At 39.9% G+C, this 24,399-nt stretch carries 19 protein-coding genes; 10 read left to right on the forward strand and 9 right to left on the reverse strand.

The window, feature by feature from the left end:
* Positions 1 to 20: 20 nt before the first annotated feature.
* The 3 genes from TEGAF0_RS03970 to TEGAF0_RS03980 form a co-directional block, all read right to left on the reverse strand.
* Complete coding sequence (locus TEGAF0_RS03970) at positions 21 to 1,178, reverse strand: homogentisate 1,2-dioxygenase (RefSeq protein WP_264900251.1); 1,158 nt, start codon at positions 1,176 to 1,178, stop codon at positions 21 to 23.
* 18 nt (positions 1,179 to 1,196) lie between these two features.
* Complete coding sequence (locus tag TEGAF0_RS03975) at positions 1,197 to 1,670, reverse strand: hypothetical protein (RefSeq protein ID WP_264900252.1); 474 nt, start codon at positions 1,668 to 1,670, stop codon at positions 1,197 to 1,199.
* Positions 1,671 to 1,774: 104 nt separating this feature from the next.
* Entirely contained in the window at positions 1,775 to 2,875 is a 1,101-nt protein-coding gene (locus TEGAF0_RS03980; RefSeq protein WP_264900254.1) for a TolB family protein, read from the reverse strand.
* A gap of 115 nt (positions 2,876 to 2,990) precedes the next feature.
* Here TEGAF0_RS03980 and rpe point away from each other — a divergent pair, with 115 nt between their 5' ends.
* The 3 genes from rpe (at position 2,991) to TEGAF0_RS03995 (ending at position 5,741) form a co-directional block, all read left to right on the forward strand.
* On the forward strand, positions 2,991 to 3,638 hold the full coding sequence (rpe, locus tag TEGAF0_RS03985; RefSeq protein WP_264900256.1) for a ribulose-phosphate 3-epimerase: 648 nt from the start codon (positions 2,991 to 2,993) through the stop codon (positions 3,636 to 3,638).
* Between the two features lie 152 nt (positions 3,639 to 3,790).
* Positions 3,791 to 4,777: a PhoH family protein gene (locus TEGAF0_RS03990; RefSeq protein WP_264900258.1), complete on the forward strand. Its 987-nt coding sequence runs from the start codon at positions 3,791 to 3,793 to the stop codon at positions 4,775 to 4,777.
* A gap of 151 nt (positions 4,778 to 4,928) precedes the next feature.
* Positions 4,929 to 5,741 (forward strand): hypothetical protein, encoded by an 813-nt coding sequence (locus TEGAF0_RS03995; protein ID WP_264900259.1) that lies wholly within the window; start codon positions 4,929 to 4,931, stop codon positions 5,739 to 5,741.
* Between the two features lie 3 nt (positions 5,742 to 5,744).
* Here TEGAF0_RS03995 and TEGAF0_RS04000 read toward each other — a convergent pair whose 3' ends face one another.
* Positions 5,745 to 6,947: a bifunctional 3,4-dihydroxy-2-butanone-4-phosphate synthase/GTP cyclohydrolase II gene (locus TEGAF0_RS04000; RefSeq protein ID WP_264900260.1), complete on the reverse strand. Its 1,203-nt coding sequence runs from the start codon at positions 6,945 to 6,947 to the stop codon at positions 5,745 to 5,747.
* 124 nt (positions 6,948 to 7,071) lie between these two features.
* On the opposite strand from TEGAF0_RS04000, the gene TEGAF0_RS04005 reads away from it, so the two are divergent.
* On the forward strand, positions 7,072 to 10,239 hold the full coding sequence (locus tag TEGAF0_RS04005; RefSeq protein ID WP_264900261.1) for a TonB-dependent receptor: 3,168 nt from the start codon (positions 7,072 to 7,074) through the stop codon (positions 10,237 to 10,239).
* A gap of 198 nt (positions 10,240 to 10,437) precedes the next feature.
* The gene (locus TEGAF0_RS04010) at positions 10,438 to 13,710 is read left to right on the forward strand and encodes a TonB-dependent receptor (RefSeq protein WP_264900263.1); all 3,273 of its coding nucleotides are present in this window, start codon (positions 10,438 to 10,440) and stop codon (positions 13,708 to 13,710) included.
* 89 nt (positions 13,711 to 13,799) lie between these two features.
* Here the strand turns inward: TEGAF0_RS04010 and TEGAF0_RS04015 are convergent, their stop codons facing one another.
* Entirely contained in the window at positions 13,800 to 14,615 is an 816-nt protein-coding gene (locus tag TEGAF0_RS04015; protein ID WP_264900265.1) for an alpha/beta hydrolase, read from the reverse strand.
* A 77-nt stretch (positions 14,616 to 14,692) separates the two neighbouring features.
* Here TEGAF0_RS04015 and TEGAF0_RS04020 point away from each other — a divergent pair, with 77 nt between their 5' ends.
* From TEGAF0_RS04020 to TEGAF0_RS04040, 5 genes are all read left to right on the forward strand, one after another.
* The gene (locus TEGAF0_RS04020; RefSeq protein WP_264900266.1) at positions 14,693 to 15,646 is read left to right on the forward strand and encodes an ATP-grasp domain-containing protein; all 954 of its coding nucleotides are present in this window, start codon (positions 14,693 to 14,695) and stop codon (positions 15,644 to 15,646) included.
* Positions 15,647 to 15,666: 20 nt separating this feature from the next.
* Positions 15,667 to 16,776: a carboxylate-amine ligase gene (locus TEGAF0_RS04025; protein WP_264900267.1), complete on the forward strand. Its 1,110-nt coding sequence runs from the start codon at positions 15,667 to 15,669 to the stop codon at positions 16,774 to 16,776.
* A gap of 219 nt (positions 16,777 to 16,995) precedes the next feature.
* Positions 16,996 to 17,475 (forward strand): RNA polymerase sigma factor, encoded by a 480-nt coding sequence (locus TEGAF0_RS04030; RefSeq protein WP_264900269.1) that lies wholly within the window; start codon positions 16,996 to 16,998, stop codon positions 17,473 to 17,475.
* A gap of 24 nt (positions 17,476 to 17,499) precedes the next feature.
* On the forward strand, positions 17,500 to 19,083 hold the full coding sequence (locus TEGAF0_RS04035) for a PorT family protein (protein ID WP_264900271.1): 1,584 nt from the start codon (positions 17,500 to 17,502) through the stop codon (positions 19,081 to 19,083).
* Positions 19,084 to 19,118: 35 nt separating this feature from the next.
* Positions 19,119 to 20,144 carry a hypothetical protein gene (locus TEGAF0_RS04040; protein ID WP_264900273.1) on the forward strand — a complete coding sequence of 342 codons (1,026 nt, stop codon included), beginning with the start codon at positions 19,119 to 19,121 and terminating at the stop codon, positions 20,142 to 20,144.
* A 58-nt stretch (positions 20,145 to 20,202) separates the two neighbouring features.
* Here TEGAF0_RS04040 and TEGAF0_RS04045 read toward each other — a convergent pair whose 3' ends face one another.
* From TEGAF0_RS04045 to TEGAF0_RS04060, 4 genes are all read right to left on the reverse strand, one after another.
* A complete protein-coding gene (locus tag TEGAF0_RS04045; RefSeq protein WP_264900275.1) occupies positions 20,203 to 21,426 on the reverse strand; it encodes a TCR/Tet family MFS transporter in 1,224 nt (407 codons plus the stop codon).
* A 26-nt stretch (positions 21,427 to 21,452) separates the two neighbouring features.
* Positions 21,453 to 22,514 (reverse strand): saccharopine dehydrogenase family protein, encoded by a 1,062-nt coding sequence (locus TEGAF0_RS04050; protein ID WP_264900276.1) that lies wholly within the window; start codon positions 22,512 to 22,514, stop codon positions 21,453 to 21,455.
* Positions 22,515 to 22,614: 100 nt separating this feature from the next.
* Entirely contained in the window at positions 22,615 to 23,487 is an 873-nt protein-coding gene (locus TEGAF0_RS04055) for a DUF4382 domain-containing protein (protein WP_264900279.1), read from the reverse strand.
* A 198-nt stretch (positions 23,488 to 23,685) separates the two neighbouring features.
* Positions 23,686 to 24,357 carry a hypothetical protein gene (locus TEGAF0_RS04060; RefSeq protein WP_264900280.1) on the reverse strand — a complete coding sequence of 224 codons (672 nt, stop codon included), beginning with the start codon at positions 24,355 to 24,357 and terminating at the stop codon, positions 23,686 to 23,688.
* Positions 24,358 to 24,399 lie beyond the last annotated feature (42 nt).

Raw genomic sequence — 24,399 nt, forward strand, 5'->3', positions numbered from 1 at the left:
AAGTTAAGGAAAAATCGGGATTATTCTGCCCAACTCATGGTATATCCCTCATTTTCAATCCGGATGGCTTCTTCCGTAAGCTGAAGGGGATGAAAAGTGTCTACCATTACAGCCAGCTCTAGGGTCTCTTTTTTCCCGATACTCTTTTCAACAGCTCCCGGATGTGGACCGTGAGGAATACCTGCGGGATGCAGAGTAATCATTCCCCTGGTTACATTCTTTCGGCTCATAAAATCTCCATCAACATAATACAATACCTCATCACTGTCTATATTACTATGATTGTAAGGAGCAGGAATTGCCGCTGGATGGTAATCGTATAATCTTGGGCAGAAACTGCACACCACAAAATTGTGCGCATCAAATGTCTGATGCACTGGTGGTGGCTGATGTACTCTTCCTGTAATAGGTTCAAAATCGTGTATACTAAAGATATAAGGATAGCAACATCCATCCCACCCAATTACATCAAAAGGGTGGGTACCATAATGCAGCCCATATAGAATCCCTTTCTTTTTGGTCTTGATTAAAAAATCTCCTTTCTGGTCAATAGTCTCCAAATCCTTTGGACCTCTAATATCACGCTCACAATAAGGAGAATGCTCCAGCAACTGTCCATGTTTGCTCAGATAACGTTTCGGATATCGGAACGGGCTAAAACTTTCTACTATAAACAGTCGGTTATCTGATCCATTAAAATGAATCTGATAAATAGTACCTCTGGGAATCACAATGTAATCACCATAAGAAAAATCCAGTTTACCGTACTGGGTTTTAACTGTACCACTTCCTTCGTGAATAAAAATCAATTCATCTGCGTCCGCATTTTTATAAAAATATTCGGACATGCTTTGTTGAGGTGCAGCCAGTACAATATGACAATCATTGTTTACCAACACTGCCTTTCTGCTCTCTAAATAATCGGCAACCGGCTTTACCTGAAATCCTTCAAAGCAGCGGTGCTTCAGCATTTTCTCCTCTGCAACTTTGGGTGATACATCAATGGGCTCATCCGTTTTGATTATCTGAGTGGGAGGATAAATATGGTACAAGAGGGAATAGTCATCACTAAATCCTTCAGTAGAAAACAACTGCTCAGAATACAAACCACCATCTGGCTTTCTGAACTGCGTATGACGTTTATGAGGGATGGATCCTAGCTGAATATAATGTGGCATACAATCTATTTTAAAACATTACGCTCCTGGGAAAAGAGGTCTTCCAATAATTTCGCCTCTGAACGGCCAGGGCACACCTGCTAAAATCAACAATGCCGCAATCAAAAAGAAAATGAAAGCTTTCTTAAACTTCACTTCATCAGGAACCTGCTTTTTAGCCATTCCGTGTGCCAGCGTAATAAATACAATGGCGCCAATCATGGTAACCGGGTGTTCCATCCAGAAAAAACGATAGAACTTATCTTTCATAAAGGAAGTTCCTTCGGGCAACTGTGTAGTGAAAATTCCGTAACGTCCCATAGCCACCTGATACAAACCCAGTAACAGTGTAATATGTGAAGCAATCATAGTGAACAACCAAACTTTCTTATCGCCAGACTGAAATGTTTTTTTAGCTGACCATCCGGTGTAAGCTTTCACAATAGATACCACTAACAATATCACAATCACCCAACGTAAAAAATTGTGTAAATGAACAAATCCTGTTTGCATAAAATAGTTTTAAGGCAATAATAAATGATGGGCAATATACAACAGAAATGGTTTACGCTTTCGCGTAAACCATTCTAACCAAACAAACAAATAAACAAACCTGATTATTGCTTAACCCAGTCGGCAACAAATAAGTTGGTATCACGTGTTCCACCATTGTTTCTGTTGGAACCAAACACAATCTTTTTGCCGTCTGGACTAACCATTGGGAAAGCATCAAATCCCTGATCTCTGCTGATTTTTTGCTTATTATTTCCCTCCAGGTCTACTAGATACATGTTAAAAGGAAAGCCTCTTTTGTATTCGTGGTTACTGGAAATGATAATTCCTTTACTGTCAGGGGTAAAATTGGGAGCCCAATTGGCCTGTCCCCAGCTGGTAATCTGCTTTGGATTAGAGCCGTCTGCATCTGCAACCCAAACTTCCATATTGGTTGGTGCAACCAGTCCTTCCTTTAGTAGTTCCTTATACTCTGCAATTTCAGCATCCGTTTTAGGTCTGCTGGCACGCCATACTATTTTTTTTCCATCGGGGCTAAACCAGGCACCGCCATCGTATCCCAGGTCATATGTGATTTGCTTTTCTTTCCCACTTGCCAGGTCCATTATATACAATTCAAGGTCACCGCTTTTATCGGAACAATAAATCATTTTCTTTCCATCATAAGAGAGGGTGGCTTCGGCATCATACCCTTTTGCATTGGTTAACTTCTTAACAATTTTACCATTCAGGTCGGCCATGTAAATATCATAACTGCTGTACAAAGGCCAGATGTATTTGTTTCCGTATTTAGCACGATCCGGTACTGGCGGACATTCTGCTCCCCCCTCATGTGTAGAAGCATAAATAATATGTTTCCCATCTGGCATAAAATAAGCACAGGTAGACCTTCCCTTGCCGGTGCCCACTAATTTATATTCAAATTTCTCCCCCGGTTTCGTTGGTACTTTGCCCACATAAATCTGATCGCAGTTTATCCCTTCTTTAGGATTGGTGCGTTGAAATACGATATGCTTACTATCAAAACTCCAGTAAGCTTCTGCATTGTCTCCTCCAAAAGTTAACTGCTGAACGTTTTTAAAAAACTTTTCCCCTTCAAAACGAAGGGTATCACCCGGCACTTTGTTTAGAGGCTGAGAACCGGGTTGTGCAAGCGCACCTAGCACTATCGCAATTTGAGCAAAAAACAAGAAAGCTTTTTTCATACTATTTATATATGGTGCAAAATTAAACTGCAATGCCATGAATATTGTCAGGAAACTGTCATAGGTTCCAAACAGAAGAAAAAACAAATTAGCTTTGCAATATAAAATTAGCTCCATGCCCATAATAGCCCCTTCCCTCTTAAGTGCCAATTTCTTACACCTCAATAAAGACTGTCAGATGCTGAATGAAAGCCATGCCGACTGGTTTCATCTAGATGTAATGGATGGAAGATTTGTACCGAATATTAGTTTTGGATTACCTGTTATCAGCCATATCAGAAAAGCTACGAACAAAGTATGCGACGTGCACTTAATGATTGAAGAACCGGAAAAATATACCCAGGCATTTAAAGAAGCCGGAGCAGATATTTTAACCGTACATATTGAAGCCTGCCATCACTTGCACAGAAATATTCAACAGATTAAAGCGCTGGGCATGAAAGCCGGTGTGGCCGTGAATCCGCACACTTCTGTAGACTTACTGAAAGACATTATTGCCGATGTGGATGTTGTTTGCTTAATGAGTGTAAACCCCGGATTTGGGGGTCAAAGTTTTATCCCAAGAACCATTGAAAAAATAAAGCAATTAAAGGCCATCATCAATCAGGCTTCCAGCAATTGCCTAATAGAAATAGACGGCGGTGTTACACTGGAAAATGCAAAAGAGATTTTAGCAGCCGGAGCTGATGTTTTGGTTGCGGGCAATACCGTTTTTAAATCTGCAGACCCCAAAGAAACTATTGCTGCTTTAAAAGCATTGTAACCAAACATTCCGGTTAACGAATTGTTACCATATGAATCTTTCCACAGCTGTGCATAAGAATCATTAGGAAATATCTGTATGCCTGAATTAAATTTGAAAGAGAACGGTAAGGTTACCCGAGGAACCTGATTTTTAAACTAAAACCCTAGAGATTGACAGAAACAATCATTAGCCTAGAATCGGTAAATCCTATTGAGTTTTTTGGCGTCAACAATGGAAAACTCGATTTACTGAAGAAAAAATTTCCCCTTTTAAAAATCTTGTCAAGAGGCACTCAATTAAAACTGAGCGGCGCGCCCGAACAGATTGATACTGCCAAAGAAAAAATTGATTTAATTGTTCAGTACCTGCAAAGAAATGGTCATTTGAGTGAAGGCTATTTTGAACAGATATTAGGTGGTGACGACGCTGAAGCCATCGATAATTTTGTGGATCGGAATCCCAATGATATTCTGGTATTTGGCCCCAACGGAAAGACCGTAAGGGCAAGAACCCAGAATCAGAAGAAAATGGTACACGCTGCAGACAGAAACGATATCGTTTTTGCCATTGGACCAGCGGGTACCGGTAAAACCTATACAGCGGTAGCGCTTGCGGTAAGGGCTTTAAAAAACAAAGTGGTCAAGAAAATTATTTTAACCAGACCAGCAGTAGAAGCAGGCGAAAGTCTCGGATTCCTGCCGGGTGATTTAAAAGAAAAAATTGATCCATACCTACGCCCTCTGTATGACGCACTGGACGATATGATACCAGCTGACAAACTGGGGTATTATATGAGTACCCGTACCATTGAGATTGCACCGTTGGCCTACATGCGTGGTAGAACACTCGACAATGCATTTATCATTCTGGATGAAGCTCAGAATGCCAATGACCTTCAGTTGAAAATGTTTTTAACCCGTATTGGTGCCAATGCCAAAGCTATTATCACCGGTGATCCAACACAGATTGATTTGCCCCGCAATATGCGAAGCGGATTAGACAAATCAACACGGATTCTGCGCAATATTGATGGCATCGCCCATATTGAATTAACAGAAGAAGATGTGGTAAGACATCGATTGGTAAAAGCCATCATCAAGGCATATGACAAAGAAAAAGAACGAGAGGACAAGGAAAACCCTCCCTATCACCGATAAAAATTACAAAATCTAAAATAAGAGGCGCCTAAGTGCGCCTCTTACTTGATAAAGGTTTCCCTAAATTTCCTAAACGCTTTAGGCTAACCACTAGAATTCTCTAACTGATTTTTAACTTAAATTCGTTTCTCAAACGAATAAGTTGTATTGTATGAAAAGAATATTGCTTGTATTAACTGTTATAACTATTGGACATATAACCGTATTTGCCCAAAGACCCAGCGGTAAACCTAAGACCGTTGCTGTGCCGGTAGATGAAAATGCTGCAGCAACCGGAGACAAGCAAAATGTTTTTCCTGAAGCAGGTTTTGTTGGTATTGGTATACTGAGCCCGGGTGCTCCATTGGAAATAAAAAAAGGTGCAGGCAATACGCGCAACAAGAATATTTTACTAAAGCTTAGCAATGAATGGGCTTCTGGCGGTCAGAATGAGCCGTCCATTATGTTCTCGAACGGTGATGTTTCCAACCCCAAAAACTTAAGTTACTGGACAATTGGTGCCAGGGTTTCCGGAGACGAGGTTTTAAAAACACCTCAGACATTCAAAATCAGTCACAAAGCAGGTTCCGATGCTATTGAAAAAGAATTCTTCTCCATTGATTCTTATGAAGGCAGGGTTAGAATCGGGGATGTAAACACCCAGGTGGATGGCTATAAATTATATGTTGAACAAGGCATTCTTACAGAGAAAGTAAAAGTAGCTATTAAGAATTCCAAAGACTGGTACGACCATGTGTTTCAAAAAGATTATTCCCTGATGCCTCTGAACGTATTGGATGAATACATACAAAAAAACCATCACCTTCCTGGCATCCCTACTACTGCAGAAGTAATGAAAGATGGAATTGATTTGGGAAACATGAATGCCCTATTGCTGAAAAAAATCGAAGAGCTTACACTGTACACCATTCAGCTGAAAAAGGAACTCGACGAAACGAAACAACTGATTAAAAAGAAAAAATAAATATTACTCACCCAAAATGGCGTGACCTAATTTATCTCTTTTTGTAGTCAGGTATTTCTCGTTGTAAGGATTAGGTGCCACTTCAATAGGAACTGTATCAACTATTTCAAGACCATATCCCTTTAAGCCAGCCCGCTTACGTGGATTATTACTCATCAGCTTCAGCTTGGTAACTCCCAATGCACGAAGTATTTGAGCTCCTACACCGTAATCTCTTTCATCCATTCCAAATCCGAGCTGTAAATTAGCTTCTACGGTATCCATTCCAGCTTCCTGTAATTGATAGGCTTTTAATTTGTTAATCAGACCAATCCCTCTGCCCTCCTGATTCATATATAAAATAACACCTGCACCTGCTGCTTCAACCATACGCATGGCTTTGTGTAACTGTTCTCCACAATCACAACGCAGACTACCTAAAATATCTCCAGTAAAACAACTGCTATGTACACGCGTAAGCACAGGTTCGTCTTTACTCCAGCTACCTTTCACCAGCGCCAGGTGCTCTGCACCAGACAAAGTTTCTCTGAAAGCAAGCAATTCAAAAGAACCATATTTGGTTGGCATATTTACCCGAACCAATTCTTCAATTAAAGAATCTGAAGTCAATCGGTAATCAATTAGATCCTTAATTGAAATTATTTTGAGATCGAACTTTTTGGCAATTTCCAATAACTGTGGAAGCCTGGCCATAGACCCGTCTTCATTCATTACTTCTACCAGAACACCAGCCGGTTCTAATCCTGCCAAACGCGCCAGATCAACGGTTGCTTCTGTATGGCCACTTCTTCTCAACACTCCGCCGGCTTTGGCTCTCAGCGGAAATATATGACCGGGTCTGCCTAAATCGGAAGCTTTGGTTTCAGGATGCACCAATGCCTGTATGGTTTTAGAACGATCATGTGCAGAAATGCCTGTGGTAGTACCCTGACCAATCAAATCAATAGAAACAGTAAATGCAGTCTCATGCAAAGAAGTATTGGATGAAACCATTGGTGTAAGATCTAATTCCTTGCATCGTTCTTCTGTTAACGCCGCACAAATCAACCCTCGTCCTTCTTTGCTCATGAAGTTGATGGCTTCCGGTGTTGCGAATCGGGCGGCCATAATAAAGTCGCCTTCGTTCTCACGATCTTCATCGTCTACCACAATCACCATCTTACCGTTTCTGATATCTTCAATCGCTGCGGAAATACTATCTAACATAAATCTGAATTGAGTTGCAAAATTACATAAACCCATTCAAGCCACCGCTTTTAAACAATTAGATTCGGTACAAATACCCCTGATTTTAACAAATAATCGGGATAGCATTGAATAAATGAATGATATGAAAAGAGTCCTTTGTTTTTGGAGCACACTTTTATTGCTTGCAGAAGCCGCTCCACAAAATCATTGGGGTGCAGTTAGTGGGGTGGTAAGTTTTAAGGGGATTAGAATTGCCGGGGCATTGGTTACCCTGAAAGACAACGGAACAGGAATGCTGTATTCCACCAAGAGCAATGCATCAGGAACTTATGGAATTTATCAGTTAAGTCCTACCACGCAATACCAGTTAACCGTAAGTTATCCGAATGCAGACACGCTGCAAATTCAATCGGTACATGTAATGGCAGGAGAAGATCTTCAGATACATATACCCTTGCAACCTTCTATGAATATACTAGTCCCGCTTACAATTCAAAGCTCAATTCAAAATAAGCAATGGCGGAATGGAACTACTATTCAATCTGATCAGACAGTTCATAGTCAACATTGGGGAAATCTGTTTTTGCATGAACCTTCTGCCAGTGTAAAAAATGATGGATCCGGAGCGCTTTCTTTTTCAGGACAACGATATCGTTCCAATGCATATTACATTGACGGGCTAATACAAAATGATCCATTCGGACTTTCCCCCAGCGGCATATTAAACGGTGAAAACGGACAAGGTCCAGCAGCACTTGAAAGTATTGAACAAATCATGCTGATAAAGAATCCCTTTGATGCTTCATTGGGAAACGCTACCGGAGCAATTATACAAATAGTAACCAGCAGAGGTTCCAATCAACCCAAACAGGAAATATATTTTCATTCTAAAGCCAACTATAAACAATACAACCATAGAGGGATCAATCTGAGCGGCCCTGTGATTGCCAATAAAGTTTTCTTTTTTCTCAATACAGAATTCATTGCTTCTAAGGCTGATTTTTTGTATGACAGCAGTCATTACCAAGGTGATACCCGCTCCATTGAAAAACTAAATAGGCTCAGGCAAACCATAATGGAGCAATTTCAGTATGACCCCGGAACACCAGACCAGCAGGCAACTTACAGAAACAACAGATTTTCGTTGCGAATAGATGCTGTAATGAAGAACCAACATCAAATTAGCCTAACAGGAAGATGGAATCAACAATTCAGAACGCATGCATATCTTCAAAATGCACGCCTCCTCTCATTCTCTAACAATGCAAAGCACCTGACGCAACAACAATTCTCTCTTAGTGCAGAATGGAAAAAACTGTGGAAGAATCAATTACAGAACAGATTGTCTTTTTATTTTAATCAACACCATCGCAATACAAACCCTTCCATTCAGACTTATCCAACCATCAGATTGCTAGACGGCGAAGGCATCATTGTTATAGGTGCGAATGAAGAAACCTATCAAAATATTTCTCAACAAAAAAGTTTTCAAATCATCAACCGGTTGCATCGGCTGTCTGGTAGACATTTTATAGAAGTAGGTATAGATTTGCAATACCATCAACTGAACAACAATTTTATCCCGAATGGCCATGGCAGCTATTTCTATTACAGCATCGGCGATTTTGTACAAAACAGAAAGCCCGTTGAGTTTACCATCAATAAAAAAAACAACCAAATACGGGAAGATGATTTTTTGTCAAACATGCACATGATTAGAAAAGCAGTGTTTTTAAATTACAAATCATCCCTAAACAACCAGCTGCAATTGCAAGCAGGTATCCGATTACAAAAAGAATATTTTGCTAATGCGGCTGAAACAGATTCATTTACTCAGCAGGTAGCGCTGCCGATTCTTGCCTCCTATTATAATACGGAGGGCTTACAATCAGGAAGGCTCCCAGGCTTTAACTGGAGCATTGCACCGAGGATACAATGGGTCTGGAAAATGCCAAAATGGAATAGCATATTAAAATTAGGATCTGGCATTTTCATTGGCACAATTCCCAACTCATGGCTGTCCGGAATTCAAAGCAATAACGGGAATAAATTAACTGGCATCACTGCAAAAGGTAGTGACCTGAATGGATACTATTTTACTCCACCCGGCTTTAACGGCCAACTTTCATTACCCCTACTTTATACAGAAACCAAGGGTACCATTTATGTAAGCAGTAAAGACCTCAAACTTCCTTCTATCTGGAGATCGGTACTTAGTTGGGAACAAAAAATCAATGCACATATTTCATTCGAAACAGAATTGTTGTTTTACCGGCAAAAAACAGAAACGGGATTTACCAATATCAATATTACACAACCCAATTCTAACCTATCCGGAGCAGACCAACGGCGGATCTACCATCCAAACAAGCCCATCAGTATAGTTTTGCAACCAAATACGGCGAATCCCTACCAACACGTTTTATTAATTCATAATTTGGACAGCCTGCAATCAAGTGGCTATCAATGGCAGTTTCAGACAACTGTAAACAAACAGCCATTCCGGATTATGTTGAATTATACTTACGGAAAATCTACTGCTGTATATGACGGTAATTTTACCAATACTTTGCATTACTGGAGATTACAGGAAAATATCAACGGCAGAAACAATCCGATATTGGCAACTTCAGACTTCAGTCAGGGTCATCGCATTCATGCTTCAATAACCTGGAAAAAGAAGGTTAACAAAAGACAGCAAACTACTGTATCCCTGCATTATACCGGTCAGCAGGGAGGATTATTCAGTTATGTATATGGCGAAAACAATCTTTCTGGTGATGACCCAACCGCCTTGGGGTACGACCTTATTTACATTCCCAAAACAGATGAACTCTCTTCCATGATTTTCAAACCTTCCGTCTTCAACGGCTGGTACTATGGATCAGAAGAACAGAGAAGGGCACTGGATTATTTTATTAGTCAGGAATTGTATCTGCAAAAAAGAAGAGGGCAATATGCCGAGAAAAATGGCAGCAGAGCTCCTTTTTATCATCGGGTGGATGGATCTGTTCAAAAGCAGTTTTATCCCAGCATTAGGCATTGTAAATTAAAATTGACCCTGAGTTTTGAACTAATCAATTTACTGGGTTTGATTAACCGGAACTGGGGGCAGGAATGGATTGTTCCCGGCAATCGAATTCCGTTGATTGGCTGGGAAGGTTGGGCAGATTTGGCTAACTCAATACCGCAATATTCATTTGATCCGGGATGGTTAAACAGAAGCCTTTTTGAGACTAATTTCCAGGCTGGGAACCATAAATCGGGGAATTGGCAATTTCAGACCAGCCTTAGGTTAAGTTTTTATTAACAAACACTTGTTCTTCAATAAGGGGCACACAGGGGCAAAAATCAACTTAATGTTATATCTATCAATCACTTACGATCATTACTTCCTATTTCTTGTTGTAAGTGATGTTTATAAACCTGTTTTTATTGATATATTATTTTAACAAGATTTTGGGGACAAACGGGTTTAGTTGGATATTTGCAGCACAAAACCAAGATTATGAGAATTTTTAAAAGAATTTCATTGATTATGGTTGCCGTTTTAGCAACTTTAATTACGACCGCTCAGGTTACTACAAGTAGTATCACAGGGGTTGTAAAAACTGCTGATGGGCAACCCGTTGAGGGCGCAAGCCTTGTGGCTGTTCATACGCCATCTGGTACACAGTATTCTACTTTAGCCAAAAAAGGCGGTGTATTTACCTTAGCTGGTTTAAGAACCGGAGGTCCTTACACACTTAAAATCAGCTTCACAGGTTTAAAAGTAGAGACAGTAAATGATATCTATCTTTTATTGGGTGAACCATTCGTTATTAACCCTACACTTTTAGACGAATCTAAAGTGTTGAGTGAAGTAGTGGTTAATGCCCTGAAGAAAAAGTCCAGCGGAGACAAATCCGGAGGTGCTTCAACAGTAATCAACCAACGTATGTTGGGATCCATGCCTACTATCAGCCGTAGCATCACCGATTTTACCCGTGTTACTCCACAGGCAAACGGTACCAGCTTCGCAGGTAGAGACGGACGTTTCAATAACACTCAAGTGGATGGTGCTAACTTAAACAACAACTTTGGTTTAAGTTCTGATCCGCTTCCTGGTGGTGGTGCAAGCCCAATTTCAATTGATGCGATTGAAGAAGTTTCTGTAAATATTGCTCCATTTGATGTAAGACAATCCGGTTTTACAGGTGCAGGTATCAACGCAGTTACCAAGAGTGGTACCAACACTTTAAAAGGTTCTGTGTATGGTCTATACAGAAACCAAGATTATAACGGTTTAAATGTAGGAAATGTAAAGCTTCCTGCTCAAGTTAAATCTAGCAACAAAATCTTTGGTGCTACTTTAGGTGGTGCTATCATCAAGAATAAATTATTCTTCTTTGCTTCTTATGAAGAAGAAGAAAGAAGCCAACCTGGTATCGCATTCAGCCCTAGAGGTGGTTCTGGAAATGGTAACGTAAGTAACACAAGTGTAGACTCACTTACTAAGTTTGCCAACTTCCTAAGAACAACTTACGGATACGATCCAGGTGCGTTTGACAACTTCCCCAACTTTGCTACTAAGAACACTAAAATGTTGGCAAAGATTGACTGGAACATCAACAACAACCACAAGTTAACTTTAAAGTATTCTGACCTTGTTAACAACAACGACCAGCAATTGAATGGTTCTAGTATTCCTAACAACCCAACATTTGTTCCTGCTGGTGGTAGTTCAATCAGCCGTTTGCCTAACAACCGTTTTAGCTTAAACTCTATGTCTTTTGAAAATTCAAACTACAAGTTTAAGGATATTGTTAGAACAGGTTCTATTGAATTAAACTCTAACTTTAATGGCAAGTTCTCTAACCAGTTCATTGCTACTTTCTCCAAGATTCAGGCTACAAGAGCGGTTGCAGGTGGTATCTTCCCAACCATTGATATTTTCAACAACAATGGTCAGAACTATATGTCTGCGGGATCTGATCCATTTACTAGAAACAACGACGTTAAGAACGACGTATTCAACGTAACCAACAACTTTACTTATTATGCAGGTAAACATACTTTCACCGCAGGTGCTACTTATGAGTATCAGCGTGTAGGTAATATGTTTATGCCTGGTTCTGCAAGCTATTATGCTTATAATTCTTTGGCAGACTTCATGGCTAACAGAGCTCCTGCTGCATTCTCTTACACTTTCTCTTTAGATCCAAACAAGCCTGCAGTATATGCTGCTGACCTGAAAATTGGACAACTAGGTGTTTATTTCCAAGATGAATACAACGTTAACGAAAACTTCAAGTTAACTTATGGTTTACGTGTAGACAAAGTGTTATTCCCTGAAGCTCCATTAGAGAATCCTAATGTAAGTGCATTACGTTTCCCTGATAGAAATGGTGTTTCTACTACATTTAAAACAAGTGAGTGGCCTAAACAAAACACGCTTTACTTCTCTCCAAGAGTTGGATTCCGTTACAAAATCGATGATGAAAACATCGTAGTTCGTGGTGGATCTGGTTTATTTACAGGTAGAATTCCTTTTGTATACTTAACCAATATGCCAGGTAATAGCCAGATGTATCAAGCTAGCCAGGCGGTAACCAACCCGGCATTATTAGGTAACTTCTTATTCAATCCTAATCCAGATGCTTACAGAGGAAGCTTTAGCCCAGTACCTGGTGTTTTAGCTAACAATGCGAACATTGTATTGATGGATCAATCTTTCCGTTTCCCTCAGGTTTGGAGAAACAATATTGCTATCGACAAGAAATTGGGTAATGGTTGGGCATTAACTGTTGAAGCCTTAATTACTAAGGATATCAACGCTGTTATCATGAGAAATGCTAACCAAAAAGCACCAACTGCCCAGTTAAACGGCGGTGGCGATATGAGACCAAGATACGCTGCTACTGCCGACAGAAGATTGTACAGCAATATCGGATCTGCAATTGTTCTTGAAAATGCCAACAAAGGAAACAGTGGTTCATTAACTTTTATGGTTACGAAAACTTCTACCAAAGGATTCTCTGGTATGTTGGCTTACACCATGAGCTATGCAAATGAATTAACTTCTAACCCAGGTAGCCAGGCAACTTCAACATGGCAGAGCAATCCTACAACAGGAACTCAGAACGATTTACAATTGTTCAACTCTGCTTATGTAACACCACATAGAATTATCACCAATATGTCTTACAAGTTTAATACTGGTAAGCACTTAGCAACAACAGTTGGTTTGTTTGGTGAAATCGCTAGAGGTAACAACTTCAGCTATACTTACAATGGAGACCTCAACAACGACGGTAATAGCTCTGACCTAATGTACATTACAGCTGCGCCAATTTTCGTTGCACAAACTGCAAGTGGTGGTAACCCTGCTAGAACTGCACAAGAGCAAGCAAATGCTTGGGTACAATTCGTTCAGAATTCTCCTTACTTAAGAAAGAACATTGGTCAATATGCTGGCCGTAACGAAGTTTACCTTCCATGGGTTGCACGTTTCGACTTAAGAGTAGTTCAGGATATCATGGCAAATATTGGTGCACGCAAGCACACTTTACAGCTAACTGCTGATATCTTCAACGTAGGTAACTTGTTGTTCAAATCTTCAGGTGTAAGACAGATCGCTACAACAACTCAGCCTTTAATCTTTAGAGGCTTAGATACAGAAGGTCGTCCTACATTCAACTTGCAGCAGCAAGGTGGCCAGTTGGTTACCAAGCCATGGCAAGACAACCTAAGCTTAGCCAGCACATGGTCTATGCAGTTAGGTGTTCGTTATATCTTCTAATTAAGAATAACATTTATAGAAAAGCCCCGAGTTATACTCGGGGCTTTTTGTTTACAATAGTGTAAATCAGAGAAAACCAGGTTCAATACTTATCGTCCCCAGCCCCATTTCAGAAAATCAGGCATGGCTTTTTCCCAGGTCTCCACATCATGTTTACCATCTTCTAACTCTAGATAGGCAATATGTTCATCCGTAAATCCCTTGGCTTTTAGTGCAACAATCAAATCCAGCGCATCGTCAATAGAATCAATCACCCCATTATTGTTTCTGTCAGCGGTTTCATCCAATGTTCCGCATTCAATAAAAAACTGAAGCCATGGATAGAATTTCCCTTTCCTGACCTGTAAGTGCATCAGACGATCTTGCTCATCATCGTATCCATCATCATACCCTTTTCTTCTCCACCATAAAGAAGGGCTAAACATGCCTACTTTCCTGAATTCACTAGCATGATTCCAGGCAATATCCATAGCACTTAAAGCCCCCAGTGAAAAACCTGCGAATGACTTATCTCTGAAAGATGGCGCATTAAATTTTTTACGAATAAAAGGGAGCAGCTCTTCAAAAATAAATTTCGTGTAAAGGCCAGCAGAAGCTCCTCTCCCTTTAAAGTCTGCTGAATAAGCTGTTCCATATTCCATTTTTCTGTCCGGGCCACAATGTATACCAATACAACAAAGGGGTTCAATCTTATCTGTGTCAATTAATCCAGATAGTATTTCCTGAAATTCCATCTTTACCAGATCCTGCCCATCATTAAAAAGCAATAAGGAAGTCTGATCAAAATCACTCATTGGAGAAGGCAGGTAAATGTCAATGGTAACTTCTCTTTCCAGGTATTCAGAATGAACCTGACAGGTTTCCAACTGTATAGATGCTGCTTTAGCAGAAGGATGTGCATGCATATGCTCAAAAATAGGGGATTATATTTTTTTATTTATCATCTTATGACTTAAATTACAACTAAACCAAAATGGCAAACATGAAAAAAATCGGGATTCTGTTTGGGCAGGAAAGAAGCTTTCCGCAGGCATTTATCGAAAGAATTAACAGTAAGCAGGTAAAAGGCATCATGGCTGAACCCGTAAAAATTGACAAGGTAATTCAAGGAGAAGATAGTGGCTATGCAGTGATAATTGACCGTATCAGTCAGGACGTTCCGTTTTACAGGGCCTATTTAAAAAATGCAGCTCTATGCGGTACAGCAGTTATCAACAACCCATTTTGGTGGAGTGCAGATGAAAAGTTTTTCAACAATTGCCTGTCAACCAAAATAGAGGTTCCTGTACCCAAAACAGTAATTCTCCCATCCAGAGATTTGCCAACAGATACTGCAGAATTATCGTTCAGCAATCTTTCCTATCCATTAGACTGGGAAGGCATTTTCAACTATGTAGGATTTCCTGCATACATGAAACCCTTTGCCGGCGGAGGTTGGAAGAATGTATACAAGCTGAATGATCAGCAAGACTTTTTTGAAAAGCATTCAGAAACAGGACAGCTGGTTATGTTGTTACAGGAAGAAATCATTTTTGAGGAATACTATCGTTGTTATTGCATTGGTGGCAAGTATGTAAGAATCATGTCTTACGAACCACGCAATCCGCATCATTTACGATATGCAGCCGACTTTAAGCCATCTGCAGAAAAGCTGAAAATGATGACAGATATAGTTTTAAAAATCAATCAGTACCTGGGCTATGATTTTAATACGGTTGAACTGGCCTTAAGAGACGGAGTGCCTTATGCTATTGATTTCTGCAATCCTGCACCGGATGCTGACATTAAAAGTGTTGGTCAGGAAAACTTTGATTGGGTGGTAGAAACAGCAGCCACATTTGCTATAGAAAAAGCGCAAGCATATCAACCTGGAAAAGACAATTTAACCTGGGGCGAATACATCAAAAGAAGTGCAAACGGTAAGCCATTATATTAAGCTGATAGAACAAGACTACTATGTCAAGAATTAATTATAAACACTTCACATTAGGCGTAGAAGAAGAGTATATGGTGATTGATCCGCTTTCCCGCGAATTAAAAAGCCATGAACAGAAAATTGTACAAGTAGGTCAGCAAACCTTAAAGGACAAAGTAAAAGCTGAAATGCACCAGGCGGTGGTAGAAGTGGGAACTGACATTTGCAAAGACATTGATGAAGCTTTTAAAGACGTTGCCTCTTTAAGAGGAAATATTGCTCAGATTGCCGGAGACCTGGGCCTCTGGGTTGGTGCATCTGGTACACATCCCTTCAGCCATTGGGAAAACCAGCTGATTACCGATCATGTACGATACAATCAGATTGTAAACGAATTACAGGAAGCTGCAAGAAGTAATTTAATTTTCGGACTACATGTACACGTTGGGATGGAAGACCGCAAAATGGCCATTCATATTGCCAATACAGCCAGGTATTTCTTACCCCATGTGTACGCACTAAGTACCAACTCCCCTTTCTGGGAATCACGGGATACCGGCTACAAATCTTTCCGTACTAAGGTATTCGACAAATTCCCCAGAACAGGAATACCCGATTATTTTGAAAGTTTTGAAGCATATGAAAACTATGTAAACCTCCTGATTAAAACGAACTGTATAGACAATGCAAAAAAAATCTGGTGGGATTTAAGGGTTCATCCTTTTTTCAATACGGTTGAATTCAGAATCTGTGATGTTCCCATGAATATCATGGAAACCATGACCATTGCTGCTTTATTTCAGGCAATTTGTGCCAAAATTTACAAGCTCAGAAATCAGAACCTAAATTTCATGATGTATCAGCGTTCTCTGCTCAATGAAAACAAATGGCGGGCGAGCCGATATGGAATAGATGGTAAACTAATTGATTTTGGAAAGGAAACGGAAGTAGATACCAAGGCCTTGATTTATGAATTACTGGATTTTGTGGATGATGTAGTAGATGAACTGGGAAGCAGGCATGTAGTGGAGCATGTTTCCAAAATTTTTGAGAGAGGAACAGGTGCAGACAGACAATTGAAGGTATTCAGGGAAACCGGAAGCCTCATCAGCGTTGTAGACTATATACATGATCAGTTTCTAAGTGTTTAACCTATCCGCTCTATGGAGTCAAAAAGATTAAAAAAATCATAAAATACCCTAGCCCCTGTCAAACAGGGGCTTTTTGGTACAATTTTGTATTGTTTACATCATTCAGGCAGCATTTTACCAAAAACTGTCCTCTATTACATGTCAACCCTAAACCACCCTCTTTTGACCGAGCACGAGTTGATAAAAGGCTGTATAGAACAAAACCCCTCATGCCAGCGTATGCTATTTGAAAAATACGCAGGCAAGATGATGGGGGTATGTCTTCGTTATGCCCAAGATAACATGGAAGCCGAAGACATGCTGCAGGATGCTTTTGTCAAAGTTTTTCAATACATCGGTCAATTTAAATTTGAAGGCTCATTTGAAGGCTGGATAAGAAGAATTGTAGTGAATACTGCTATCAGACATCTGGAAAGAAAGAAAATGAGCTTTAAGGAAATTGATGACCATCAGCCAGACCTTCCCTCTATAGACCCCAGTGCTTATCATTTTCTGGGGGAGGAAGACCTGATGAAACTCATTGGAGCGCTTCCAGAGGGATACAGGATGGTATTCAACCTGAGTGTGATAGAAGGATATAGTCACGATGAAATTGCAGAAATGCTAAACATACAGGCTGGCACCAGCAGGAGTCAGTTGGTAAAAGCCCGGAAAATGTTGCAGAGTCAAATTCTGCAATTACAAAAGATTGCCGTTTAAATGAACAACAAAGCGTTCGATACAATGATTAACCAAAAACTGCATTCGTACAGCGCCCCTGTACCGGCAGGCTTATGGGAAAAAATTGCCGCTAAGGATTTATCGGAGCCAACTGATCCATTCGATGAATTTGTTCATCAGAAACTATACCAACATTCGGCAGAAGTTCCCAACCGAATCTGGGATAATATACATGCTGCATTTTCACCGCAGGCACCGGGTATTGCAACTGAAGAAGAGGAAAAGAAAAGAAGAAAAAGGTTCCTGTTCTGGTTTCCACAAGAATACCGCGTGGCTGCCTCCATTCTTCTTGTATTGCTGGTTGGAACGGTTGCCGCCTATTTGTTCAATTACGCTTTCCAATCAAACAAGCCATCTTCCCCCTACGCTCCTGTTCAGGTACAGGAACCAAGTTCTACGAAAAACACACAGAATACTGTTGGCATAGAAGACAAATCAGCTACCAGCTCAGGTAAAGTAACAGAAGGAGAACCAGATGCTGAAAGGGCTGTTACCAGTGCATCTTCCGCTAAAAAAACAGAGAATGCAAGGAATGCAGCTGAGTGGAAACTAGACAGAAAAAACAAAACAGCATCTTTTAAAGAGCGTGGTTCTGTATTCCCTTATGAACAAAGTTTACTGGACAACGCTCAGAAAAAGAATAGCATTCAGTTGAATGTGGCCAATACTGAATCAGATAAGTCAATAGCAGAGCAAGCGGATGAAGAAAAGGAAGAGGAATACAGAACTGCTGAAAAAGCCGGCAATGCTTTTATCAGACAAAATAGAAATACCTGGCAGGGCAACCGACACAATGTGAATGCCTATCAACATGCTACCAGTTTTAAAAATGTTGTGATATGTCCTACAGATAGAAAACAGCGAAATCCGGATTGGGATCTGGAAGTGTATGTATCTCCTGATATGGCTTTTAAAACAATCAGCAATAATACAGCCACTGCTCAGTTATTAAGCCGCAAAGACAGCAGTGAATCTATGAGACCTGGATTTTCTGCCGGATTCAGAATTGTAAAGCCACTGAATGATTATTTATCGCTTAAAACCGGATTGCAATATTCTCAAATAAACGAAAGGTTTACTTATAAAACTGAAAACGAAACAAGAACCACAACAGTGGTAACCGTACGATCCATTGTACGTGCTCCGGGCGATACATTAATTGTAAGAGACACCAGCACATTAACGCAAGTTGGTTTTAAAACCAATACAGTAAAAAACAGATTCAGAAGTCTGGACATTCCTGTACTGGCCAGTGTTCAGTTTGGCAATGAAGATTTGAAGTGGGGCATAACAGCTGGTGCCATAGTAAATGTATCCAGCTGGTACGAAGGAGTTTTGTTAGACAGCAGCCTAGCAGCTGTAGCCGTTGGTAAAGACAATGGCATGATGTATAAAAAGAATATTGGCCTGGGCTTATACGCAGGCTTCAATATTACCAAAAGGATTAATTACAATACGCAATTGTTTTTTGAACCCTATCTCAGATATAATTTATCCAATATAACAACTACTGGCGCACCATTCAATCAAAAATTCAGTATTGGAGGATTAGCCTTGGGATTGCGATTTAATTTAAATAACCGATAGGCAACAATAAAAATAAATACAGTATCTATAGCATAATGTTACGCAACTTTTTTAAATATTATTTCACCGCATTTGCCGCAATCACGCTATTTGCTGCTTGCAATAAGGAAGTTTCCGACGGAAATAATTTTGTTGTGTACAACAATGATGCGCGCAATGATACAACTTGGTCTAGCAGCAACATTACTGCTGCAGCCATACAGCGAATACTGGACTCTACAGCCGTCTACAATCACAAGGATACATTAACTGGCACACAGGCAAAGACACTTAGTTTTACAGATAAATTCAGCGTATTATTTCCTGCAAATGCATTCGTGAGCAAATCAGGAGACCTGATTACCGGTACCGTTGAGATTAAAGTATTGCTATTAGATGAAAAAGGAGAATTTATCAGAACTGTAAAATCATCTGAAAACCCAGGCACTATGCTTGAATCTGATCTGGCATTTTGCATCATTGCTTCAGCTAATGGGGAAGAGTTGCGTATTGCGCCAGGGAAAAAATATATTATTAGAGCGGGGAATAATGTTGACCAAGTGAATCAACAAATGAGAATTTACACAGGGCAGGAATCTGTAACCTATACTGCACAAGTATTAGCAGACCCACAGTTTTATTGGAAAGAAGCCAATGCCTCTAATGTGCAGCAATCGGTTTACAGAATTTACAATGGCGTTAAAGATATTGAGCGTTACGAACTAAGTACCGATCAGCTTAGATGGATGGCTATTGCAACGCCCAATACCAATCTGGGAAGCACCAACAAACTACATGTACTATTACCTCCCAATTTCACCAATAAAAATACAGTGGTGTTTGCTGCTGTTGATGATTACAATACTGTGATTCAATTACAACCCGAATTAAGTTCAAGATCGTTTAAATCGGATTTAATTCCACAACAGAAAAAGATTCATATCGTTACGATTTCATTGATTGGCAATCAATTTTATTACAGCGAAACAGGCTATTCCTATCTGAATAATAAGACCTATGTTTCCATTAAGCCGGAGAAAAAAACACTGGCTGCTATACTAAGCAATCTTAAGAAATTATAAATAACAGTTCATGACGCATATCGGGGGATATGCCGGCCCTGCCTTCGGCAGGGCCTTACTATTTTTTAACCTTTTTCAGATGCAATGCGTTGAATGCCCAAATCAGACTAAACAACATCAACAGTGCACCCAATAAAAAAGAAGCGCCGGGAAAATAAAACGGTGCACTGGGCCCTGTAAAATAAGCAAATGTGCTCGTCATCATAATCGGTCCTAAAACAGAAGTAAGGCTCATCAAGCTGGTAAGGGCCCCTTGCAACTCACCCTGTTCATTTGGCGGAACATTTCCAGAAATAATAGACTGCAATGCAGGTCCTGCAATCCCACCCAAACAATAAGGAACCAGAAAGGCAAACATCATCCAAGTTTGTGTGGCAAAAGTGAAAAGCAGAAGACCTAGTGTATATAAACTCAATCCGAGATACACACTTTTCTCATTCCCAATCCGGGGATTAATTACCCGAATCAACAAACCTTGTACAAGCGCAATCAAAAATCCAACAATACCCAATGATATCCCAATTAGCTTGGGAGTCCATTTAAATTTTTCAATATTTACAAAGCTCCAGTTACTCTGTACACTATGTGCCGCCAGATAAATTAGAATCAATGATCCTATCAAACCTGCAACTGCAGGATATTTTTTCAATTGCAACAAAGAGCCCAAAGGATTGGCACGCTTCCATTCAAATTTTCTTCTCAGGTGTTTGGGCAAGGATTCAGGCAATACAAAATATCCGTACAACCAATTGGCCAGGGCTAGTCCGGCAGCAACGAAGAATGGCAAACGAGACCCATGTTCGCCTAGCAATCCACCCAATAAAGGACCAATGATAAAACCCAATCCAAAAGCAGCTCCGATCATTCCAAAATTTTGCGCTCTGTTTTCTGGGGTACTGATATCAGCCATATAAGCGGAAGCAGTAGTAATGCTGGCTCCTGTAATTCCTGCTATAATTCTTCCTACAAAAAGCCAGCCAATGGAGGGAGCAAAAGCCACAAATAAATAATCGATACCAAAACCAAGTAATGAAAAAAGCAAAACGGGTCTTCTTCCATACTGGTCACTCAGGTTCCCTAAAATGGGGGAAACAGCAAACTGCATGATAGCATAGGAAAAAGTAAGCCAGCCGCCGTAAGTAGCCGCCAGACTGGTGCTACCATTGTGTAATAACTCTTCAATCAGTTTAGGCACTACAGGAATAATCAATCCGAGACCAATCACATCAATCAAAATCGTGATAAAAATAAAACCAACTGCTGCTTTTTTATTTGAGGCCATAGAGGGCAAATATTAAATAAAATAAGTTAAGATGTAACTAGTCTTCTTTTTACTCCAGGAATTTCCATCACCAGGTCTTCTCCAAAGCAAGCTGCTGGCGTTTGATAGCCCGCCTTAAAATTTCCTGAAAGTATTTTTTTAGCAATCAGTAAACTACTAATGGCAGTTAAGGTATACCCTTCAGGTCCTTCCATCAATGCCGAAACTTTATTGCCATTGGCATTTTCCACTTCTCCCCAAACCATCGATTTGGCCTTTGCACGCATTTCCTCATTGGGTCCTGCAGACATTTTCTTTATTTTACTTTTATAGTAATTTTTCACAAAAGAAGTTTTCAGCATCCAGTTAAATGCATTCTGCCACTTCAACAACTTGAATGTTTTAGGTGAAGCCCCTGTATAGGTTTCAATATTGGGAATACCCGTTGTTGTAAAGGCAGTTGAGATATCTCCCCAGGGAATTGTCATCACAAATAATTTTTTCAGTCCAAAATCTACCCACATGCCTTTATGCCCAAGCGGTACCCGGGTGATTTTACCATTCAGTCTTACTGCACTTCCCTCTCCCATTCCTTCGGCCATGGTAGTAGCTGTTCCATGAGATAATTTTCCACCAATACTGGCAAAAGCCAGTTTCAAATTCACTGCATCGGGCAATTGATTTTTCAAAAACAAGGCCATACAATCTGTAGGAACCACGTCAAACCCTACACCAGGCATAATCATGATATTTTTTTCCCTGGCAGCATGGTCCATTCTTTTGAGTAATTCAAACACGCCTATTTCGCCCGTAATATCAATATAATGCGTACCTGCTTCCAAACAGGCTTCTGCCATTTGTTTAGCCGTATACATAAAGGGGCCGGCAGCGTGCAATACTAGCGGAAAAGAACGCAGAGTTGTTATCAATTTATCTTTTTCAGAAAGGTCAATTACCTGATATTGCAGACCCAGCTCCGAGGCCATTGCCTCTAATGCGGCAGCATTTCTTCCCGACAATACGGGTTCTAAACCATACTCTTTTGCCACTGCGGCAATGAGTCTTCCGGTATATCCGTTGGCTCCATAGAGCAAAAATGATGATTGCATCCTGTAAAATACAAAATCCCGACAAGAAACTTGCCGGGACTTGTATCGGGGGGAATCCACCATATCTCCCCACCACTAATCACCCTTATGATAAGCCTATTTATTTTTTCAAGGTAATTACACCCAGTTGCGCTTCCTTAGTTTTAGAAACCAATACATTATTGATGGTCGTATCAAAATATCCGTTAGAAGCGTTTACAAATACACTGTATGTGCCGTCTGCTAAACCTCTTACTTTAAAATATCCTTCATGATTAGGCAATGCATATGCTGTGTCCTTGCTGTTGAATACGGTTATTACAGCTTGTGCTTCTTTAGGCGTTACTTTACCAGACACACTGGCTGTTTCTTTCACTGTAAAGAATTTAATTACTGGCTTCAGATAAAACTGACCATTTTTCTCAATGATAGATCTGCTTACATCAAAGTCTAACCAAAGTCTGGAACGGTTAGGAAGAAACTCATCCCACTCATGTCCTTTCAGTTTTACTAGGATATAATTTTTTTCATTTAAAGGCAAATTCAAAGGATAGCGTACGCTGTCTTTAACCAGTGTATGTGTGGTACCCAATTCAATTTTAATCAAACGAATAGCACCCTGTGGAACCGTTGCTGTTGCCAATAAAGTATCTACTCCATTGCGCAATTTCAGGATATCATATACACCAGGATTTACACCCAGATTTTTCCAGACAAGAGATGAATCATCTTTGTCATCACGGGAACGACCGATTCTATCCCAATCACAAGTGTCTTTTTTACGTGTGTTTTTACTGGTATCCACCAATAACCAGACAGATTTTATATCTATCAATACATTATCAAAAACACCGGGAGCATCTGTTAAATATAAAGACACAGATTGAGACCCAACCGGGTTTTCAATGGAAGCTGCTTTATTACAAGCTGCCAGTGACACTACTAGTACGATGGCCATTGCTGCCATCCAGAAAAGGGGGTTTGTTTTTTTCATGGTTCAAATTTTTAGTGTAGTGTTATACCATTTACATTTTTTTATTTTTTGCAATACATAGCCATGCCGCATATTGCAGCTGTTTAGCCAATCGCAAAAGTTTTGGAAATATTCCCCGTCAATAGTGGGAATACAAAATAGATGCCAGGTGATTTGGGAATGTTGCCTGTTAAATAATTTTTAACAAAAAAGTTTTTTTTAGAGACCGGCTATAATGGTACTAATATCTTGTACACTTAACTGTTTACGCTTTTTTGCAGCAGGTAAAATTTGAATTGCCGCATCGGCATCTGATATAAATAATTCTGCAACCGATTTGCCTTTAACAGAAACCAATTCACGGGAAGAAACGCGTAGCAAAAAATTTTCTCTAAAGAGCTCAAACTGTTTTCCTCCGGATGATTTTCCATAATCATAAGTATCTACTGCTTTCTTATGAATCAATTGAAGGAGTTGATATTTAGCGGAAGATTTTTTCACTTCATATAACAGCGGACTATCGGGGCTCAGTTTCAGAATGGTAATAGAATCAGCAACCCCCTCTTCCTGATAATACAATGTCATTTTTTGAATAGCATCAACAAATTGAAATTCTGCATCCCCTTCTTTAAAATGGATATGACCATTTACCAAATTGATGATTAAAGGTAGATTCAAAAACTTTTTCCCATTGAACATTTCCACATTAGCATTGCACCATTCATCTCTCCATAAAGGGCTACCTTTTACTGTTCCCACATTGGCACTGATAGTCATTCCCTTTTCATCGTACACTTCTACAAAATGGGTAACTGGTTTGGCCACATACATATTCTGTGCAAACAAAAAAAAGTTGAATATCGTAAAAAGAGTTGTCAGTAAAATTTTCATACAAGACTTTCTCTAATATACGCTATTCAACTTAATATAGCA

The organism is Sediminibacterium sp. TEGAF015, from assembly GCF_025997995.1.
Taxonomy (GTDB): domain Bacteria; phylum Bacteroidota; class Bacteroidia; order Chitinophagales; family Chitinophagaceae; genus Sediminibacterium.

What these genes read in the sequence shown, in the direction of transcription:
- TEGAF0_RS03970 (WP_264900251.1), bottom strand. Translation starts at nt 1,178, where the DNA reads ATGCCACATTATATTCAGCTAGGATCCATCCCTCATAAACGTCATACG.
- TEGAF0_RS03975 (WP_264900252.1), bottom strand. Translation starts at nt 1,670, where the DNA reads ATGCAAACAGGATTTGTTCATTTACACAATTTTTTACGTTGGGTGATT.
- TEGAF0_RS03980 (WP_264900254.1), bottom strand. Translation starts at nt 2,875, where the DNA reads ATGAAAAAAGCTTTCTTGTTTTTTGCTCAAATTGCGATAGTGCTAGGT.
- rpe (WP_264900256.1), top strand. Translation starts at nt 2,991, where the DNA reads ATGCCCATAATAGCCCCTTCCCTCTTAAGTGCCAATTTCTTACACCTC.
- TEGAF0_RS03995 (WP_264900259.1), top strand. Translation starts at nt 4,929, where the DNA reads ATGAAAAGAATATTGCTTGTATTAACTGTTATAACTATTGGACATATA.
- TEGAF0_RS04000 (WP_264900260.1), bottom strand. Translation starts at nt 6,947, where the DNA reads ATGTTAGATAGTATTTCCGCAGCGATTGAAGATATCAGAAACGGTAAG.
- TEGAF0_RS04005 (WP_264900261.1), top strand. Translation starts at nt 7,072, where the DNA reads ATGAAAAGAGTCCTTTGTTTTTGGAGCACACTTTTATTGCTTGCAGAA.
- TEGAF0_RS04010 (WP_264900263.1), top strand. Translation starts at nt 10,438, where the DNA reads ATGAGAATTTTTAAAAGAATTTCATTGATTATGGTTGCCGTTTTAGCA.
- TEGAF0_RS04015 (WP_264900265.1), bottom strand. Translation starts at nt 14,615, where the DNA reads ATGCATGCACATCCTTCTGCTAAAGCAGCATCTATACAGTTGGAAACC.
- TEGAF0_RS04020 (WP_264900266.1), top strand. Translation starts at nt 14,693, where the DNA reads ATGAAAAAAATCGGGATTCTGTTTGGGCAGGAAAGAAGCTTTCCGCAG.
- TEGAF0_RS04025 (WP_264900267.1), top strand. Translation starts at nt 15,667, where the DNA reads ATGTCAAGAATTAATTATAAACACTTCACATTAGGCGTAGAAGAAGAG.
- TEGAF0_RS04030 (WP_264900269.1), top strand. Translation starts at nt 16,996, where the DNA reads ATGCTATTTGAAAAATACGCAGGCAAGATGATGGGGGTATGTCTTCGT.
- TEGAF0_RS04035 (WP_264900271.1), top strand. Translation starts at nt 17,500, where the DNA reads ATGATTAACCAAAAACTGCATTCGTACAGCGCCCCTGTACCGGCAGGC.
- TEGAF0_RS04040 (WP_264900273.1), top strand. Translation starts at nt 19,119, where the DNA reads ATGTTACGCAACTTTTTTAAATATTATTTCACCGCATTTGCCGCAATC.
- TEGAF0_RS04045 (WP_264900275.1), bottom strand. Translation starts at nt 21,426, where the DNA reads ATGGCCTCAAATAAAAAAGCAGCAGTTGGTTTTATTTTTATCACGATT.
- TEGAF0_RS04050 (WP_264900276.1), bottom strand. Translation starts at nt 22,514, where the DNA reads ATGCAATCATCATTTTTGCTCTATGGAGCCAACGGATATACCGGAAGA.
- TEGAF0_RS04055 (WP_264900279.1), bottom strand. Translation starts at nt 23,487, where the DNA reads ATGAAAAAAACAAACCCCCTTTTCTGGATGGCAGCAATGGCCATCGTA.
- TEGAF0_RS04060 (WP_264900280.1), bottom strand. Translation starts at nt 24,357, where the DNA reads ATGAAAATTTTACTGACAACTCTTTTTACGATATTCAACTTTTTTTTG.